At 45.2% G+C, this 18,590-nt stretch carries 12 protein-coding genes; 8 read left to right on the top strand and 4 right to left on the bottom strand.

The genetic code is table 11. The features are described from left to right. Positions 1-287 precede the first annotated feature (287 nt). A complete protein-coding gene (locus QD47_RS04600; protein WP_044645009.1) occupies positions 288-4,028 on the top strand; it encodes an alpha-L-arabinofuranosidase C-terminal domain-containing protein in 3,741 nt (1,246 codons plus the stop codon). A 147-nt stretch (positions 4,029-4,175) separates the two neighbouring features. Here the strand turns inward: QD47_RS04600 and QD47_RS04595 are convergent, their stop codons facing one another. Next, positions 4,176-4,541 carry a cupin domain-containing protein gene (locus QD47_RS04595; RefSeq protein ID WP_044645008.1) on the bottom strand — a complete coding sequence of 122 codons (366 nt, stop codon included), beginning with the start codon at positions 4,539-4,541 and terminating at the stop codon, positions 4,176-4,178. Positions 4,542-4,761: 220 nt separating this feature from the next. Between QD47_RS04595 and QD47_RS04590 the strand changes: the two genes are divergently transcribed. Both QD47_RS04590 and QD47_RS04585 read left to right on the top strand, forming a co-directional pair. After that, positions 4,762-5,847: a DUF3626 domain-containing protein gene (locus QD47_RS04590; protein WP_044645007.1), complete on the top strand. Its 1,086-nt coding sequence runs from the start codon at positions 4,762-4,764 to the stop codon at positions 5,845-5,847. Positions 5,848-6,158: 311 nt separating this feature from the next. Then, positions 6,159-7,367 carry an IS110 family RNA-guided transposase gene (locus QD47_RS04585; protein ID WP_044645006.1) on the top strand — a complete coding sequence of 403 codons (1,209 nt, stop codon included), beginning with the start codon at positions 6,159-6,161 and terminating at the stop codon, positions 7,365-7,367. Between the two features lie 202 nt (positions 7,368-7,569). On the opposite strand, the gene QD47_RS04580 is transcribed toward QD47_RS04585, so the two are convergent. Together QD47_RS04580 and QD47_RS04575 are read right to left on the bottom strand one after the other, a co-directional pair. Then, complete coding sequence (locus QD47_RS04580) at positions 7,570-8,970, bottom strand: phytase (RefSeq protein WP_044645005.1); 1,401 nt, start codon at positions 8,968-8,970, stop codon at positions 7,570-7,572. A gap of 113 nt (positions 8,971-9,083) precedes the next feature. Continuing rightward, positions 9,084-9,959 carry a helix-turn-helix transcriptional regulator gene (locus tag QD47_RS04575; protein ID WP_044645004.1) on the bottom strand — a complete coding sequence of 292 codons (876 nt, stop codon included), beginning with the start codon at positions 9,957-9,959 and terminating at the stop codon, positions 9,084-9,086. Between the two features lie 320 nt (positions 9,960-10,279). Between QD47_RS04575 and QD47_RS04570 the strand changes: the two genes are divergently transcribed. From QD47_RS04570 to QD47_RS04560, 3 genes are all read left to right on the top strand, one after another. Beyond that, positions 10,280-12,223 carry a glycoside hydrolase family 127 protein gene (locus QD47_RS04570; protein WP_044645003.1) on the top strand — a complete coding sequence of 648 codons (1,944 nt, stop codon included), beginning with the start codon at positions 10,280-10,282 and terminating at the stop codon, positions 12,221-12,223. Positions 12,224-12,250: 27 nt separating this feature from the next. Further along, positions 12,251-13,618 (top strand): glycoside-pentoside-hexuronide (GPH):cation symporter, encoded by a 1,368-nt coding sequence (locus QD47_RS04565; RefSeq protein WP_044645002.1) that lies wholly within the window; start codon positions 12,251-12,253, stop codon positions 13,616-13,618. Between the two features lie 273 nt (positions 13,619-13,891). Further along, positions 13,892-15,283, top strand: a complete 1,392-nt coding sequence (locus QD47_RS04560) for an MATE family efflux transporter (protein WP_044645001.1) — start codon at positions 13,892-13,894, stop codon at positions 15,281-15,283. A gap of 86 nt (positions 15,284-15,369) precedes the next feature. Here the strand turns inward: QD47_RS04560 and QD47_RS04555 are convergent, their stop codons facing one another. Further along, a complete protein-coding gene (locus QD47_RS04555) occupies positions 15,370-16,359 on the bottom strand; it encodes a zinc-binding dehydrogenase (protein ID WP_044645000.1) in 990 nt (329 codons plus the stop codon). Between the two features lie 135 nt (positions 16,360-16,494). On the opposite strand from QD47_RS04555, the gene QD47_RS04550 reads away from it, so the two are divergent. Continuing rightward, a complete protein-coding gene (locus tag QD47_RS04550) occupies positions 16,495-17,373 on the top strand; it encodes a LysR family transcriptional regulator (RefSeq protein ID WP_044644999.1) in 879 nt (292 codons plus the stop codon). A gap of 35 nt (positions 17,374-17,408) precedes the next feature. Then, entirely contained in the window at positions 17,409-18,500 is a 1,092-nt protein-coding gene (locus tag QD47_RS04545) for an RDD family protein (protein WP_412177957.1), read from the top strand. Positions 18,501-18,590: the final 90 nt, after the last annotated feature.

Here is an 18,590-nt window from a genome sequence, read left to right as displayed (position 1 = left end):
ATTTGTTTAATACTGAATAAGTAGTTAGTCCCAAGGAGTGAATATTGACTAAATCTTTGGGGCAAAAAGTTGTTTCCAATAGAGAATTAAAGCAGTTCATCTAATTGAGTGAAAAATTTACCCTAACAAGGATGGCCCATCTGAAAAACCGCTCATTGAGCGGTTTTTTTGTCACTATAAAGGATTGAAAAATGTGGGCAGGATAAGGTACTATAGTTATATAGTATATATTTATATTAACTAATTAGTTATTACATTAACAAAATATATGTATAGGAGCAACGAAGATGACCAAATTCCAAGATCAAATCATTGCGCGGTACAAGTTTGATGATGCTGGGAACGTCGGCAAAGATAGCTCAGGGCAAGGTAATGACGGGGTTGCTTCTGGCACAGTAGCACCAACAATCTCCAATGCCAGCGGCAGAATGGCTTTAACGCTTGAGGGAGGTTCTAATGGTACATCGTATATACAGCTTCCTTCCAATTTGCTTAAAGATGTAAGCGATAACACGGGCGTCACGGTGACTGCTTGGGTTAACTTCGGTAGATTCACGGATATGTGGGAACGTGTTTTTGACTTTGGCAAAGCCCATACAGGGCCTTATATGTTCATGACACGGAATCTGCGCGGGACTCTTTTCGCCGAGGCAGATCTGGCTGTAGATCCGGGGAGAGGTTTTGTTCGGGATGAGTGGATGCACATAGCCATGTCCGTGATCGGCACAAAAGGCGGCACATTAAGCAGTGCGGGTCCGGTTGTGTATGTGAACGGCGAAGTCGTAGCAGACGGCTCCATCAGCCAAACCTCCAGCGGCAGCTATGCCAAGCTGCGCAAATGGTTTGAAACGTTTACAGACTCGTCCAACTACAGCAACAATTTTATCGGTCGTTCCCAGCATGCAGCGGATGTGGACTTTTCCGGCTCCCTATCGGACTTCCGCATTTATAAAGCAGGCTTGTCAACGGATGAAGTCATCGAAGTCATGTGCGATTCGTTGACAGACGAAGAGATTGTGAAGCTTGCTCGCGATAAGTATCTGTCCTTCCCAACGACGATTGTAACCAAAGACTTGTCCCTGCCAACGGTCCTCATGGGAGGTAGAGTAGAAGTGACCTGGAAATCCAGTCACCCTGAGATACTCTCTGACAACGGTCAGGTCCAGACAATTACCTCCTCACAGGGGGTAACCGTGACAGCCTTCTTGACGAAGGGCCAAAGCTGTATTGAAAAAAGTTTTGAAGTATCCGTACTTCCAGAACAGCTACCTCCTTACACTTTGACCATTCATGGAAATAGGGAAGTCATGGATATCAGCGAAGTGATGTACGGCTTGTTCTACGAAGATATCAATAACGCAGCGGATGGCGGAATTTATGCGGAGCTTGTTCAGAATCGTTCCTTCGAGTCCTTCGTGTTCGATACCTATTCCCATGCTTCCGGTGAATGCGGCTGCTCTACGGGGCGTAACCGTAACCCTTTGTTTGCCTGGTCCGGTGATACGGACAAGATGACTCCGCAAAATAGCGGCGGATTAAATGAATTTTTAGGTGCTAAAGACAAAGATGTGAACTCTTATTATGTGACGGTATCGGATGGTGCGACTATTCGGAATAAGGGCTTTTCGGATTCTAACCAGAATTGCGCCATGTCTATCCAAGCGGGTGACAAGTATGATTTCACCATCTGGGCGAAGGCTGAGTCGGCAGGCACGATCACGCTACAACTGCAAGACACGAATGAGAGGGGGATTAGTGATTCGGTAACCGTACAGGTGGAAGGCAGCAATACGTGGAAAAAGTACGGTATAGATTCCAAACTGGTGCTGACAGGATCGGCTACGGTTCTGGGGCAACTGGCACTGACGTTTGACGGTGAGATTTCGATAGATATGGTTTCCTTGTTTCCACAGGATGTGTGGGGTGTAGGGGAGGAAGCCCGATCCCAATCGGCACACGCCAACTTCCAAGGGAATCCCAACTATAGACTGAGAAAAGATCTGGTGAACACGCTGGTCGATATGCATCCGAAGTTCCTGCGTTTTCCGGGCGGTTGTATCTCTGAGGGTTCGTTTATATGGGAAAATGTATACGACTGGAAGGAATCTATTGGCGATATTGAGCTGCGCAAGGAAAATTTTAATGTATGGGGCTATATGATGACCATGGGCCTTGGTTATATGGAGTATTTCCAGTTAGCCGAAGATCTGAATGCGGCTCCGCTTCCGGTTATGGCCTGCGGCGTTCTCTGCCAAGCTCGTTCCGATTATGCTCATCCGGCTGGTGGAGCATTAAGAGAATACTATATCAAGAATTTTACGGACCTGATCGACTTTGCGATTAATGTGGATTTCGAGAACAATGAATGGGCCGCCATGCGTAAAAAAATGGGCCACGAAGCGCCGTTCGATCTGCATTATTTGGGAGTAGGGAACGAAAACTGGGGTACAGAATTCTTTGCCAACTTTGAAGTGTTCAAAACGTCTATTGATGCGTACATGGAGGAAAACTATCCAGGCTATGAGCTGCATATCATCTCTACGGTTGGGGCTCAAGCAGACGACGATGCATATCAGCAGGGCTGGAAGTTCCTGAGCGGTAATATAACCGGTTCGGCTAAGGTCGCTTTTGCAGATGGTGCCCAAGTAACCGAGGAAACCGTGACATGGTATGAGAAGCAAGAAAATTACATGGACACCATTGCAGATGAGCACTACTACCGTTCCAACGAGTACCTGCTTAATAACGCGGACCGATATAATTATTACTATAGAGCGTATAACGCAGACGGCAGCATAGACTGGAAGGAAACGTCCAAGGTGTTCGTGGGTGAGTATGCGTCTACGGATAAAAATACATTGGCAGGCGCAGTAGCAGAGGCAGCGGTGATGACAGGCTTTGAAAATAACGCCGATGTCGTTCTGTTGGCAGCCTATGCTCCCTTGTTCAACAAGGTGCTGACGGACGGAACCTATAGATGGACCCCGGACTGCATCTGGTTCGATGACGAAACGGTGTGGTTTACGCCAAACTACTATGTACAGCAAATGTATGCTAAATATTTAGGCAATAAAGTATTGCCGACCTCTTTTTCCACTTACAAAAACGGCAAGCCGATAGACCTCATTCCTCAGGGTGGAATTGAGATCGCGACAGGCAACGCAGAAGTGATTGTCAAGCGTGTGACGGTCACTTCCAACAAGGACGGCAGCGTACTGCTGGATCAGGACTTTACCCAGGAATGGAATCCGGCTTGGCAGGTTATTCCTGGTTCCGTGGGATCTACGCTGGAGGCAGGCAAGGGGCTTGTGCTCAAAGCTCAAGACAGTGGTCTGAACGGCCTGTACATTTTGAACGACCAATGGACGAATTACAAGGTGGAGGTCGTCGCTTCCCGTGTTTCTGGCATGGACGGTTTTTATGTGGGTGCAGGTCTTACGGATATTTCCGCAGAGAAAAAGGACGTGGTCGAATATGCCATCGGCTATGGCGGCAAGGCAACGGGCGTGAAGGTTTACAAGCAAGGGGTGGAAGGCTATACCTTAGGTGACTACTCTTCCAGTACAGCGGCAGGCAACCTGAGAGCGGCCAGCTATGAAGAGCTTGCTGACAACACGGATTACACCATCACGGTGAATTACGGCGGTGAAACGGGTAACAGCCTGATCTGTTCTTACACTGACGGAGTGACAAGCAGCAAAGTGCTGGACTACAAGCTGGAAGCTTACAACAGAGACGTGTTCAATTCGGTGACCAAAGATGCGGAGCATGTATATGTGAAGCTTGTGAATGCCGACAACGTAGACAAGGCCACACAGTTGAACCTTCAAGATTTGAGTGTCGAGGCCATTGCCAAGCTGATTACACTAACCGGCGATGCTTCTCTGGTTCATGTTCCTAACGTGAATAAAAAGAATGATGAGAAGGTAGTGCCTACCGAGCAGCAGGTTTCGCTCAGTAATAACGCGATCCTTCTGCAATTACCCGCTAATTCGGTGAATGTACTGGTGCTGGATCTTAAAGCATAGGCAAACTGAGGCACGTAATCATGTGTAGAAAATTTGAAAAACCCGCTCACTGAGCGGGTTTTCTTTGGATGAAACTAGTGTTAAAAAAGTCCTAGACTCCCGTAGTTTTAACGATGTAATCGAACGAGTTCATTATTCTAACAGACGCTATATCCAAATATCATTGGCTGCTGTTAATTCGGACTCAGTCCCGCCAGTGTTAACTAAACCCCTAGGCTCCACCAGCATGATATGGCATTCCTTTTCGGCGAAAGGCTTGTGCTCGACTCCCCTTGGGACAATAAACATCTCGCCCTGGGAGATTTTCACCTGACCATCGCGGAAATCAATGAACATCTCCCCTTCGAGCACGATAAACACCTCGTCGGTATCTTGATGATCGTGCCATACAAAATCCCCAACAATCTTGACGAGCTTAAATTGATAGTCATTCATTTCGCCAATAACTTTCGGAGACCAATGATCGTTGAACTTAGATAATTTCTCATTCAGGTTAATAGCTTGGTAATGGATACTAATCCCTCCGATTCCTTTACCTCCATTATACCATTAACGAGGTTTAGGTATTATGAAGATAATACAGTCAGAATGTTGTCAGAAGAAAATAAAGTCCTAGACTGTCGCTGTTTTATTGAACTAACGTTCCCCGTTAATTTAATAACTCTATCTGCAATTTCCCTTACTGTCCATCATGTATTATGATTCTATAAAAAGGGAAGGGACTCTTCTGCCCATGGAATTATCGAGGTCTCAGCAATTAGCTCAAGAGTATATAACAAATTACGCAAGAAGCCGCAAAAATGAGGTGGAGCAAACAATTAGGGAAATCCTTCAAATGTCCAGCATCGAGCTGAAGACATTTGAAGATGCTATCACTAAACTAAAATCTCATGCAAGTATTGCGCTACACTTTCACCCAGATAGATTAGATCCGACCATGAAAAGCGTTGCTGAAGCACTACTTGAGCAGGGAATTTATAAAAGCCAGTTTGAGACTTTCCTATCGAATGGAAGTGTATCAGCATTTTCAGGTGGTGAACGTGACGTTTGGGAGAATAAAATGTTTGGCGGAGCGTACCAAATAAATGGCTCAACCAATAGCGAACGGCCCAAGTATGGGGCACTCAATGTCATGTTACATCCCGATGGACCTGCTCCACGTTTTGGATCATGCTATTTCCTTTTATCCACTGAGGTCTCTCATCGTTGCACTTATACTTATTTGGATTCTCACCAAGACCCCAAGGAAAAGGGGACGTATGAGGAATTTGACCTCATTTTGGCTGCTCTCATGAGGGATGCGTTCTATAGTGATTTTGCCATTGGTGAAAGAAATCTGACGGTTCGAAAGTTAATCGACCATATGCTCGTCAATCTTGAGAAACCATTCCAAAATCCATCAAACAAAGAGCCCAACCGAAATCTTAACCACTATATCGAAGCTCAGGTTCATGGTGACATTTTTCTTAAAGAAGACGTAAAGATGCTTGTTGCCGATCCATCATTTAAGGGCACCCATACAGGACGAATCTTAGAACAGATATGTTTAAAGTATTCAGTTGATCTTTACTGGCACATGGGCTTTACACTTTTGGTTGATGAGGTTCCTATGAATTTTAGAGGTCCTTCGATGCCTTCACTAGCCAAAAGAATTGCGCAAAGTGATTTTATTGATGTAAATATGATTGGCTCTGCAGCTATGGACTTGAAACGAAATCCAAGTAATTGGAGCGATAGAGGAACCTACAAAGAAGTTCTGCAAGAATTAAAATTACTCTGGCATGTTTTAGTGAGATATGGAAAGCCAATGGAAAAGTGAACAATTTTCCGTGAAGATGGAGCAATTCTGTACCCTTCTCCCTCAGTCACTAACCTGCCAGTTCGTATTATGAGATCAACCAGTTCTTTCTGGTTGATCCTTTTTTCATTTGCATAGAGGATTAAGGTAGCCTGGTCGAACGTACCTGCCCGTGGGACTTGAACCCGAGCGCTATAGTGTTCACCCCTACTTGTCATGACCATGATTGAGGCTGGTTGGGACGTAAGATCCCGTATAACAAGCGATGCTATGGAGCGACAAGAAGAACCTTAGGGGATGCCGGTAAATCTAAACTTACAGGGAGAGATGAAATGAATCCAGTTATCGGTCTAGATATTTCTAAAGAAGAAAGCCATGGACAAGCCTTTTTAGCGCGAGGAAAGCCATTCAGAGGGACATTCCACTTCGAGCACACTCGTGATGGTTTAGCAAATCTCCATCAAGTTTTAAAGGACGTTGAATCTGCATCCAAACAACGTCCTTTGCTTATTCTAGAAGCAACCGGCCATTACCAAAGTCCGGTTGTTCAGTTCCTAGAAGAACATCACTATGTTTACATTGTCATTAATCCGCTCATCTCAAATCGGCTTAGGAAGTCTCAACTTCGTAAAGTAAAGACGGATGCTGCTGACGCTTACCTATTGGGAGAGTTGTACTACAAGGAAGAGTTTGAACCTTTTAAGAAAAGAGGGGTGCAACTTCTCAATCTGCGCTATCTTACAAGACAATATGATTCTCTTTCAAAGATGTGTGTACAGACTAAACTACAATTCCAAGCTGTTTTAGATCAGGTTTTCCCGGCTTACAAAGGCGTCTTTGGAGCTATGTATTCCGGTGTTTCACTACGGTTTTTAAGTGAATTCCCAACCTCATATTCAGTTTTGCAGACAGATGAAAATACACTCAAAGCTAAGATGAAAGAACTGCTTTCTTCGAAACGAGGGCGTTCAGAGGACTGGATTAACCAACGGATTCAACGACTGCTAGATGCGGCAAAACAAAACCCATTTCAGCAAACCATGTATGCTAGCCACTTAATCAATTTGAAAGTCCTTATTACCCTCATTCTTCAGTACCAAGAGCATCTTACTGAATTGGAACAGAACATAGATGCTCTGGCTGAAGAAATTGAAGAGTATGAATTAATTCAGTCGATTCCCGGTATTGGGCATAAAATTGCGGCAACAATTTTATCTGAAATTGGAGAAGTCGACCGATTTGATCATCCTAAAAAGCTAGTCGCCTTTGCAGGCATTGACCCGAGTGTCTTTGCTTCCGGTAAGTTTACAGCAACTCGAAACCGAATCACGAAACGTGGGTCCAGGCAGTTGCGTTACGCGCTCGTGATGGCTGTTCAGTGTGGACTTATTCGTTCTCGCAACACTCGACTCAAAGAATTTTACGAACGCAAAAGAAGCGAGGGTAAGCCGCATAAAGTAGCATTGGTCGCATGTGCAAACAAGCTAGTTCATTGGCTCCATGCCATCTTGAAAAGTAAAAAGGCATTCCGTCTGGCTTAACAATTACAATTGGTTTAACCTTCCAAAACGCTGTCCGAAATGGAGGGTTATTTGACTTGCCTATTTTAACTATAACATAAGATTTATGGTCATTTTACTGGTAATCTTGACATGCTATTAGCTGGTATAGCGTAATAGGAGGTTACCAGTCTAATACTTTATTTTCTTTTAACAGATGTTGAACGTAACTTTCTGACAGGCATTACTTCGTGCTTCTGTTCACCAATTCACGTGGGTTAATGCCATCGTCTATCGTTAGCGGGATGCGTGCGCCCTTGGCGATCTGCTCCCAAGGCACCATTTTAAAATTCTGATTCAGCTTTTTGCCGTTTTGAAGATTTTCATCATCTTGTACAACGAAGATACCGTGCGGGAAGTTCTTGCCTAATCCATAGCCAAGAACATCAATACCGTCTGTAACAGAGGTACCGTCGACTGTAGGGCTGGCACTAATCGTAAAGTTGCTTATATAAGCATTGTCACTTTGTCGTTCATAGATCGCATAGCTGCTGTTTCCTTGGCTGGAGGCAATGAGATACCCCTTGCCGTCTTTGCCGTAATACAATGTAAGTCCCTCTATATCATCCTGAAGTCTGCGCCCGTCTGCAACATCAACACGTCGTAGCGGCTCGGAGGAACCGTCTGGCTCGGCATCATATTTCCAAATGGCGTGATCCTCTTCAGCGATGTAGACCGTGCCATATTCATCATCAGCCACCATGCCCTCGGATTGCGTAGCGAGCTTGAACTGGCGGACCAGCTTACCAGCTATTTTGCCATTTCCGTTGTCCGTCAGCTCATATTGTTCAAATTCACCCTCTTTGCCCAAAACGAGTGCGTAAAACTTATCTGTCTTGAGGCTATGGTACAAGCTGAATCCGTACACTTCTTTCATAGATGATTTAATAGGCTGGTCAACCACGTTTGTTAACGTTCCTGATACCCCGTCAATGGCAAAGATATCAACGGTGTTGTTGGTGCGATTGGTTGCTCCTGCAATATCAATCTTTTTACCGCCCAGTGTAAAACCGTAACGGATATCCACGTTGTTCATTTTGCCGACCTTATAGTTCTGTAATTGCTTGCCTTGCAGATCATAGACCAAAATTCCGCCGCCTTTATTGGTCGCTACAAGTCTGCTTCTCTCCGGGTCGGTCGGATTCAGCCAGATAGCAGGATCGTCGGCCGCGTCATCTCCATCCTCCACTGCTTCTGTCTCAGCAGTAGGGGTAACCTTGTAGGTAGGAACTGCGTCTTTGGGATCAGCATATTTGCTGTTTTCTGTCTCAAGCGTGGCAAGCAGCTTTGCCGGAAGATATAAATTCCCGCCGACCATCTTGATTTCACGATCTGCTTCTCCGGTTTGGCCTGCCAGACGATAGGTCTTCTCACCGACGGTAAAGGTGCCGACAATGCCGTTTTTCAGCTTGACCGCAGCAGACTTGTCGTCACTGTCCCATGTAATGACCGCTCCCATTTTTTCCGCCTGTGTTCGCAGCGGTGCATACCCGGATGACTGAACGTCTGCCGCCTTGGTTATTTCAGCAGGTGATATCAAAGCCCCGGCCAAGACTGTCAACAGGGCTAGTTTGGTTGTCTTCATATGTATACCCCTTTTCACGATGTAAAATCTATAGCTGACTCAGTATAAAGGGGCAATATAACGGGAGTATGTTAAAAATGTAAAGGAGATGTAATGCCTGTACATTTTTCGATTCAATGAGTCGGCTTCCAATATTGTTGCCTATAGTTTTTCGGGGACATACCGAATTTTTGTTTAAAGCATTTGGAAAAATAGCTGGCTTGGGAGAACCCTGTTTCTTCTGTGATTTGTTGGACGGACCAGTCGGTTTGCAGCAGAAGACTGCGTCCTTGATCCAGACGATAATCCATTAAATATTCAAGCGGCGTACGGTGGAAAGCGGTCTTCATGCATCTGGCGAGATAGTTTTGATGTACGTGAAAATGGGCCTCCAGGTCTTTGTTGGTGATCGCATTTTTGTAATTCTGTTTCAGGTAAATTTCGATCTGTTCCGCTAACTTAGAGGAGCTGTCTTTATTATTCTGATCATGCTCCAAACTTTGAAAAATATTCACAAACGTCTGTTGGGCCTCCCATAGTGCCAGCTTTCGAGGTTTTAAAGTAGAGGATAACAAGTAGTCCAGCTTGGAAAATAGCTCATGTGGATTCACCACTTTTTGAATTTTGGGCAAATGAATGGTCGTATGTTCTGAATGAAAATGCAGTTCGGGAATGGGGGTGCTAGGTACAATAAGATCGGGCGAGGATTGTGCGCACCATGTGCTATTGGTTTGAAAGTGGAACCAGTAAAAGGAGGTTTGTTCTGTACATGCCTCAATGGGAAAATGGTGTTTATCAGGTTCAAGAATGAGAGCGTAGTTTTCAGTTACCTTCCACGCTTCATCCTCCTCGCCTATGTGCAACAGACCTTCCTTGACAATAATAACGTCAAAATAGCCCAGATTATAACGATTCGGGTGCCAATCTCCTTTTTGGTATGTAGTAATATTCCCCTCAATGAAATAAGGAAGTGGAGGGACAAGGAAGGACAAAAAGTTTGTTTTGCTCATGGAAGTCAGCTCCTTTATGTGTGTGCATTTTGCATAAATCCATAGAGCGGCTTTCAATCAGCATGATATAAATTCGGAATGATTTTGTCCGTTTATATCATGTACCCGCGAGCAAATGGAATCGAATTATGCAAAATGCTGATGTGTGAAATCGTATAACTTTTAGTTAAAGATCGCGATTTTTTTTATAAGTTCAGGTTGATAAAATAAGGACTGTAGCAAGGGAACCCCAGGTTAGCTTGGTCGGGTATTTATCATTACTTTATCCTTATTTTTTCAAAAATGAAAGCGTTCTATTTTCGGGAAGGGATGTTTATCCAATGAAAACAGCTAAGCCAGTAAAACATGTCGTCATTGAGGATTCATTTTGGAAAAAGTATAAGCAGGTTGTGGCAGAAGAGGTCATTCCTTATCAGTGGAAAGCATTAAATGATGAGTTACCAGATACAGAACCCAGTCATGCGATTGAAAACTTTAAAATTGCGGCTGGTGAATCCAGCGGGGAGTATTATGGAACCGTTTTCCAAGATAGTGATATTGCCAAATGGCTGGAAACGGTGGCCTTTAGTTTAAGGGATCATCCGAACCCTGCGCTTGAAGAACGGGCGGATGAAGTGATTGCGCTGCTGGGAAGAGCTCAAGCTGAAGATGGATATTTGAATACGTATTATTTGCTGAAAGAGCCCAACAATCGTTGGACCAACTTACGCGATAACCATGAGCTATATTGTGCGGGACATTTTATAGAAGCGGCGGTCGCCTATTACGAAACGACAGGCAAAACGAAGTTTCTACACATTATGGAGAAATACGTGGACCTGATCCAGCAGATTTTTGGTACGGAAGAGGGGAAACGAAAAGGCTACCCTGGGCATGAAGAAATCGAGTTGGCTTTGATCAAATTATACGACGTAACTGCAAAGAATCAATATCTCAAATTAGCAGAATATTTTATTGAACAGCGGGGGCAGCACCCGATTTACTTTGAAGAGGAACGAGAAAACAGAAAACAAATTCAAACAGAGCCCACCTGGAATGATGATAACAACATTAATTTTGGCTTAGGCTTCGAATACCAGCAGGCACACAAGCCTGTCCGGGAACAAACTGAGGCTGTTGGTCATGCCGTAAGAGCGGTGTATCTGTATATTGCAATGGCAGACTTGGCTGCGAAGACAGGAGATGCCTCCCTTTTAAAAGCCTGTGAAACGCTGTGGGATGATGTGACGAACCGAAAAATGTATATTACCGCTGGCATCGGATCTTCTGTAAACGCGGAAGCGTTCACTTGCAGTCATGATCTTCCGAATGACAGCATGTACTGTGAAACCTGTGCTTCTGTAGGGCTGGCCTTTTGGGCCAATCGTATGCTGCGCTTAGCACCAGACCGGAAATATGCCGATGTGCTGGAACGTGCGCTGTACAATGGAACAATTAGTGGGATGGACCTGGATGGAAAACGATTTTTCTACGTAAATCCACTGGAAGTTAATCCTTTTCAAAAATCCAGAAAAGATCAGGAGCACGTAAAAACAGAACGGCAAAAATGGTTCTTCTGTGCGTGCTGTCCGCCCAATTTGGCCCGCATGATCGCATCGGTCGAAGACAATATGTACACCCAAACCGAGGATACGTTGTATACGCACCTGTATATTGCAAGCAAGGTAAACATGGTTTTATCCGGTCAAAAGGTTGAAATTACACAAACTCATCATTATCCATGGGATGCGGATCTGACCTTTTCGATTCATGTAGTAGAGCCGACTTCGTTTACATGGGCTTTGCGGATTCCGGGGTGGTGCAAGCAGGCAGAGGTGAAGGTGAATGGCGAAACCATTTCATTACATCATCTGGAAAAAGGCTATGCAGAGATTCAGCGCACCTGGAATGATGGTGATGTGGTAACCCTGCATTTGGCTATGCCGGTCGAACGGATTCGGAGCAATGCTCTTGTCTCCATGAATCAGCAGCAGGTCGCTCTCCAACGTGGTCCAATCGTGTTTTGTCTGGAAGAAGTGGATAACGGGGAGAACCTGGCGGGATTAAGATTGCCGAAGGACAGTCTCATTACCGAAGAGTTTAGCGAAAACCTGCTTGGTGGCATTGTAAAGCTGACCACGGAGGGGTATCGGGTGAAAGGTTCACCGACATTATATAGCTCGGAGCCCCCTGAATTGGTTTCTCAACAAATCACAGCTATTCCTTACTACGCCTGGTGCAACCGGGATAAAGGAGAAATGCGTGTGTGGGTTTATGAATCATAATTCATTCTTATGGGGAGAGAAGAGATCATGAGCACGAGAATTGTGAGTACGGAACCACCCGAGAAAGCAGACAGTACCGTTCCTTTTCATCGTAAAATCAGCTATTCATTAACGGATACAGCAGGCAATCTTTTATACTGTGTCATTTCCAGCTATTTATTATATTTTTATACCGATGTGTTCGGTCTTTCTATTGGAATTGCCGGGACATTACTATTTATCACCCGCTTCATTGATGCCATTGATGCCCCGATTTGGGGCATCCTGATTGACCGGACCAAGTCAAAATACGGGCAGAGTAGACCTTATTTTCTATGGTTATGTATCCCGTTTGCGGTGTTCATGGTTCTTACGTTCACAACACCCAACTGGAGTGAGTCTGGAAAAATTGCGTACGCTGCGATCACTTATATCATAGCCGGTATCCTGTATACAGGAATCAGTACGCCCATTACGTCCATTCTGCCTAACCTGAGCACGAACTCTAACGAGCGCGTCGTATTGAACTCCTTCCGTATGGTCGGGGGGAATGTGGGCTTCTTCATAGCTACGACGTTTACATTGCCTCTGGTTGCCTTCTTTGGACAGGGGAATGATCAAAAAGGTTTTTCCTTAACGCTCGTTTTATTTGGAATCATGGCCGTTATCATGTTTTTGATAGCGTTTACCGATTTGCGAGAAAATGCAGCGGTTAAAACGAAATCCGTTCCGATTGCTAAAAGTTTTACAGCCATCAAACGAAACTGGCCCTGGATGCTCGTCGTAGCTGCTAATTTGTGCTACTGGATTGGATTGAATATCCGTTCAGCGACGCTTATCTTTTATCTGCAATACAATCTGGATAGCAAGGACTTGGTACCTTTAATCAACGGACTGACCTCTTTACAATTGATCTCGATGGTTCTGATTCCGTTTTTCGCCAGAAAATTAAGTAAAAATTCGATCATGATTATTGGATTGATCCTGGCTGCATTGGGTCAGGTTGTGATTTTAATGGGAAGTACGGACTTAACCCTCATTATAATTGGTTGGATTATTGGTGCGTTAGGATCAGGCTTTGCATGTTCTATGCCGTTTGCGATGTTATCAGATACAGTCGATTACGGGGAATGGAAAAATGGTATTCGGGCAAGTGGATTCCTGACCTCCATTGGAAGCGCATTCTGTATTAAAGCGGGTAGCGGAATCGGCGGATTATTGCCGGCATGGATCATGGGCAGCACCGGTTACATCGCCGGGAAGGTCCAAACGCCTACTGCGTTGTCTGGAATTCAGTTCAGCTTTATCTGGCTACCGTTTATCGTCTTCCTGATCGGTATCATTCCTATGTTCTTGTATAAAAAATTCGAAAAGAACGAAGCTTCCATTCAACAGGATTTAATTGCGAGAAGATAATTTTAATTCACATAAATCCATTTGTGTGAAAATGATGTAATTTTACCTGAAAACCTGTTCACTGAACTGAGCAGGTTTTTGTGTTTTTTTCTATTTTTAAATGTGAGCAAAACCATTGACAGGATTTTCTTTTGGAGTGATACTTCTATGTAGAGAAAAGTGTACGAAATCAAGAACTAGGTACATCTAGCCTTGCAACTCTATACATTTTCCCGCCATGGAAGCTCTTCTGTTGAAGGGTTTTTTTCAATTTGATAAAAAGAATGTGATGATATGAGTCAACTGAGTGTAAGAATAAGAACACATGGCTTTCTGAATAGGCATTTTTCGGGAGAGTCTATTGATTATCGACAGATTATTGCTTTATTTATTCCTCTATTGATCGATCAGGCTTTTATTGTTGGTCTTAATTTGGTGAATACGGCAATGATCAGCTCATCGGGTATGGCGGCGGTCAGCGCGGTGAATATGATTGATTCCCTGAATATTTTCCTGATTAATGTGTTTGTTGCTGTATCCACCGGGGGTACGGTTGTCGTTGCGCAGTATAAGGGTAGCGGTAACGACCTGATGGTCTCCAAAGCCGCATCCGGTACCATTTCCTCCGTTTCCTTGCTGGCCTTAGCTATCAGTCTGTTTATGATCTTGCTGTACAATCCGATCTTAAGTGTTCTGTTTGGCTCCGCCTCGGCTGATGTATTAGCTAACGGTAAGGTGTATCTGCTGGGAAGCTGTATGTCTTTCGTGGGGATTGCGATCGTTGAGGCGGTGTGTGGAGCGCTGAGGGGGATAGGGAAGACAAGGGCATCGCTGGCTCTTTCTCTCATCATGAACCTCTCGTACGTGCTTCTAAATGTAGTATTTATTAATGTATTGGATATGGGTGTGCTGGGCATGACGATTGCCGTAAACGTGTCCAGATATGCAGGGGCAGTCTGCGCGTTGATCTATTTGGTCAGGGTAGATGACGATTTGCGTGTTCAGCTTAGAGATATGCTTTATTTTAATCTAGCCATGCTTAAAAAGATTCTGTTCATCGGGCTTCCATTTGCAGCAGAGCAGATGTTTTTCAATGGGGGTAAAATTTTAACCCAAATTTTCATTGTGAGCCTGGGAACAAATGCGTTGGCGACGAATGCCATTTGCTCATCACTAGCTAACGTGTTCCAAATTCCTGCGAATGCCTTGGCTCTTACGATTGTGACTGTAGTCGGTCAATGTATGGGTCGTCGAAATGTCGAGGATGCCAGAAAGTTTACCAAATCATTTATTTGGCTGTCGTCTTTTTCTTTTATTGTAATGGGCCTCATTCTTATGCCTTTGTTCAAGCCGATGGTGGGGCTATTTCATCCGCCTGCTGAAATCGTAGATGACATTTTTATTGTCATACTGATTAATACGTTGGCCCAGATCCCGCTCTGGTCCATCGCCTTTATTACACCCTCTGCGCTTAGAGCAGCAGGTGATTCGAAATTTACGTCCCTCACCTCGATGCTGTCCATGTGGTTGTGCCGGGTGGTGCTAGGGTATATTTTGGGCATTGTGTTCAATCTGGGGATTGTTGGTGTCTGGCTGGCTATGGATATTGAATGGGGCGTGCGGGGGATTGTTTTCCTTTGGCGCTTCCGCGGCAACAAATGGGTCCAGCATCGTTTGATCGACTGAGTAGGTCCACTACCATAAAATTGACTTCTGGATGAAGGCATTTTATAGTAGTGGATTTTTTTTCTTCCTGTACTTCGTTCAGGCTCTTACTTCATCCTGATCCCTATATTACCTAACTGTGCTCCCTGCTGCATACGGTGGAAGGCTTGTGCCGTGTCTTGTAAAGGGAATACGCTATCTATAATTGGATGGAGTGCATGGCGCTCCATGAATTGAAGCATATCTGCGAATTCCTCGCCGCTGCCCATGGAGGTGCCGATGATGCTGATTTGAGGGAAAAATATAGACCGCAGCGGAATCTCTATTCGATCTCCTGAGCTTGCGCCAAATGTAACGATTCGACCGTTCGGTTTGAGGATTTCCATGTATTTGTCGAACGTAGCAGGGCCGATACTGTCAAGGATCAGATCCACGGCGTCTCCGTTTACACTTTCTTTCCAATCGCCATGGCTGTCAAATACATGATTTGCGCCATGGGCGAGGGCAGCTTGTCTTTTCGCTTCGCTACGTGATGTGACGCTGACCCGTGCGCCCGCCGCTAAAGCCATAAGCATGGCATACGTGGCTACACCGCCGCCAATACCGGGAATGAGGACATGCTCACCCTGCTGTAATTGGCCTCTGGTAAAGAGAGCGCGGTAAGCGGTCAAGGCAGACAAAGGTAGCCCCCCTGCTTCGTCCCAAGATAGGTAAGCTGGCTTGCGGACGGCATTTTGGACGGGGATGATAACCGATTCAGCGAATGTCCCGTCTGAAGGTCCGCCCAGAATGGCTGGAACCAAGGGAATGTGGTGCGTATGCTCCCATCCGATACATGGATTAATGATTACATCGGTGCCTACCAGCGAGATTGGGACGCCATCGCCCACAGCCTCGATCACGCCTGCGCCATCCGACCCGAGAATGAGTGGAGCATCGTTGGTGGTTCGATCCGCCATGAGGAATAGATCTCGATGGTTCAATCCTGCGGCTTGGAGCCTTACCTTCACTTCGTCGTGCCCCGGCTGTCTGTCCGTAACTTCTTTATACATAAGGCCCTCAAGGCCGTTTTTGCTGGCATGTATCATAGCTTTCATTGTAAAACCTCCCGTGGTTCGAATTGAGATGCATTTGCATGTATATTGAATTGTACAGAGCGATAAGCATCCGGTAAAATGAACAAAATCGAACGTGAGTATCATAAATGATCATACCAAGCAGGTGACGTATATATGGAAAGCAGTGATTTGAAAATATTTCAGGCTGTTGCTCGCGAGGGCAGTATCACGAAGGCTGCGCAGGTTTTGAACTATGTACAGTCCAATGTGACCTCCCGGATTCAGCAGCTTGAGGCACAATTGAACGTACCGCTTTTTCGTCGATCTAATCGCGGAATGACGCTAACGCCGGCAGGAGAGAATCTACTGGGATATGCGGATACAATTCTGACCTTGCTGGACGAGGCTGTAAAGTCCACTCAATATTCGGACCATCCTACGGGACCTTTGCGATTGGGCTCGATTGAGACAGCGGCGGTCACGCATTTGACTTCATTATTGGCGGAATACCACTCACAATACCCGGATGTCCAACTATCCCTTTTGACAGGCGGCACGCATGATCTCGTACAAAAGGTATTGAATTATGAATTAGATGGAGCCTTCGTCTATGGGCCTGTCGATGATCCGCATATAGACCATGTTGCGGCCTATGAAGAGGAATTGGTGCTTATCTCGGAACCGGGGAACAGGAACATGGACGAGCTGCTTGCCAAGCCGATGCTGTTTTTCGACGTGGGCTGCACACACCGGGCAAGAGCGGAAGGTTTTTTGAGCGAAACAGGTATTAATGCCTATCAGATTATGGAATTTGGAACATTGGAAGTTATTCTGGGTGGTGTAGCTTCTGGTCTGGGAGTGTCCATGCTGCCACAATCCTCGATTGCGAAGGCGGAGGAAACGGGAAGTATTGCTTCACATCGTCTGCCTGAAAAATATCGGAAATTGGAGGTGTGGTTTGTTCATCGGCGGGATTCCGTTTGCTCCAGTGCGCTGTCAGGCTTGCTTCACTGGATGAAAAGGAATGCTATACTGAATGAGGATTTAATTTGACATTAGAGGTGTATGATTTGGAAGAACATGATTTAATGAAACATCCATCCACCGTAGTATCGGGTGAGCATGTAGTCAATGGGAGCTATATTCGACCCGAGCCGGACAGGATGGCTGTGTTATCAGCAACATACGGAGCCTCTATTTTTTTCAGAAGATGGGCTGCCTGGATGATTGACTTCATCCTTATCGTTTTTGGATATGGAGGACTGGTTTATTTTGCAGCGAAAAAGTTAGCTGCTGCCGAAAGTCCCAATATCGTTATGGTTGTGGGTATCTTCCTGATCGGCTCCTTCTGCTATTATCTCTTACTGGAAGGACTTACAGGCTACACGCTGGGCAAATATCTTCTTCGTATCCAAGTTGTGAATGGGGAAGGAAGCTCGCCGGGCATGGTTAAATCGTTGATCCGCACCGCCATACATCTGGTGGATACGAATCCGCTGCTTTTCTGGGGGTTACCTGCAGGTATATGTGTGCTGGCGACACCCAAAAAACAACGGCTGGGTGATATGGCTGCGGGTACATATGTTGTAAAGGTACGGGATCTGAGAGCTGTGGGAAGAAAGAAAACCGGGATTTTTGCAGGGGCAATCATCCTGATGACGATCATTTCGGCCATCTTTGCTGTATCCCTTATTTCTTCTCTCATCACACAAGTAACCAAGCCCGACGTTTTTGTCAGTAAGGACGATCAGTTTGAAGTTACGGCTCCGTGGAGCTGGTCACGGGATTATACGATTAATGAGGATGCGGATATCTCCATTAAAAATGAATTTACAGAAAGATACTTGATTGTATTATCTGAACCGAAAAGCGATTTCGACAGCAGTATGACTCTTCAAGAGTATAAACAGATCATTCAGAGCCATATAGAATCAGGGCTTACAACCCCTGAATCGGGAAAGGTTTCCAACATCGTGGTAAACGGCTATCTTGCTATTGAATTTACATTAAAAGGAGAAGTGGAAGATACTCCAGTTATGTATAACGTGACTACGATAGAGACTCCTTCGCATTATCACCAAGTGCTTGCCTGGACGTACGCTTCCCGATATGGTCGATCACAGCAAGAGTTGCGCAAGATTAGAGACAGCTTTCGCGAAATGAACATTAAAACGGAGTAGGCGGAATGGTGCTGTACAAGCGAAGCGGTCGCTTTCAAAGCCTTCTGTAGGAAAGCTCGCTTCGGAAGCATCACCACCCCCGGATTTCCA

Source organism: Paenibacillus terrae (assembly GCF_000943545.1).
Lineage (GTDB): Bacteria > Bacillota > Bacilli > Paenibacillales > Paenibacillaceae > Paenibacillus > Paenibacillus terrae_A.
Note: the sequence above shows the minus strand (reverse complement) of the source record. Positions and strands in the feature narration are given on the sequence as shown.

Excerpts from the sequence above, each read along its gene's own strand:
- QD47_RS04580 (WP_044645005.1), bottom strand. The coding sequence starts at position 8,970 with ATGAAGACAACCAAACTAGCCCTGTTGACAGTCTTGGCCGGGGCTTTG.
- QD47_RS04555 (WP_044645000.1), bottom strand. The coding sequence starts at position 16,359 with ATGAAAGCTATGATACATGCCAGCAAAAACGGCCTTGAGGGCCTTATG.
- QD47_RS04590 (WP_044645007.1), top strand. The coding sequence starts at position 4,762 with ATGGAATTATCGAGGTCTCAGCAATTAGCTCAAGAGTATATAACAAAT.
- QD47_RS04545 (WP_412177957.1), top strand. The coding sequence starts at position 17,409 with ATGAAACATCCATCCACCGTAGTATCGGGTGAGCATGTAGTCAATGGG.
- QD47_RS04550 (WP_044644999.1), top strand. The coding sequence starts at position 16,495 with ATGGAAAGCAGTGATTTGAAAATATTTCAGGCTGTTGCTCGCGAGGGC.
- QD47_RS04600 (WP_044645009.1), top strand. The coding sequence starts at position 288 with ATGACCAAATTCCAAGATCAAATCATTGCGCGGTACAAGTTTGATGAT.
- QD47_RS04560 (WP_044645001.1), top strand. The coding sequence starts at position 13,892 with ATGAGTCAACTGAGTGTAAGAATAAGAACACATGGCTTTCTGAATAGG.
- QD47_RS04570 (WP_044645003.1), top strand. The coding sequence starts at position 10,280 with ATGAAAACAGCTAAGCCAGTAAAACATGTCGTCATTGAGGATTCATTT.
- QD47_RS04585 (WP_044645006.1), top strand. The coding sequence starts at position 6,159 with ATGAATCCAGTTATCGGTCTAGATATTTCTAAAGAAGAAAGCCATGGA.
- QD47_RS04575 (WP_044645004.1), bottom strand. The coding sequence starts at position 9,959 with ATGAGCAAAACAAACTTTTTGTCCTTCCTTGTCCCTCCACTTCCTTAT.
- QD47_RS04565 (WP_044645002.1), top strand. The coding sequence starts at position 12,251 with ATGAGCACGAGAATTGTGAGTACGGAACCACCCGAGAAAGCAGACAGT.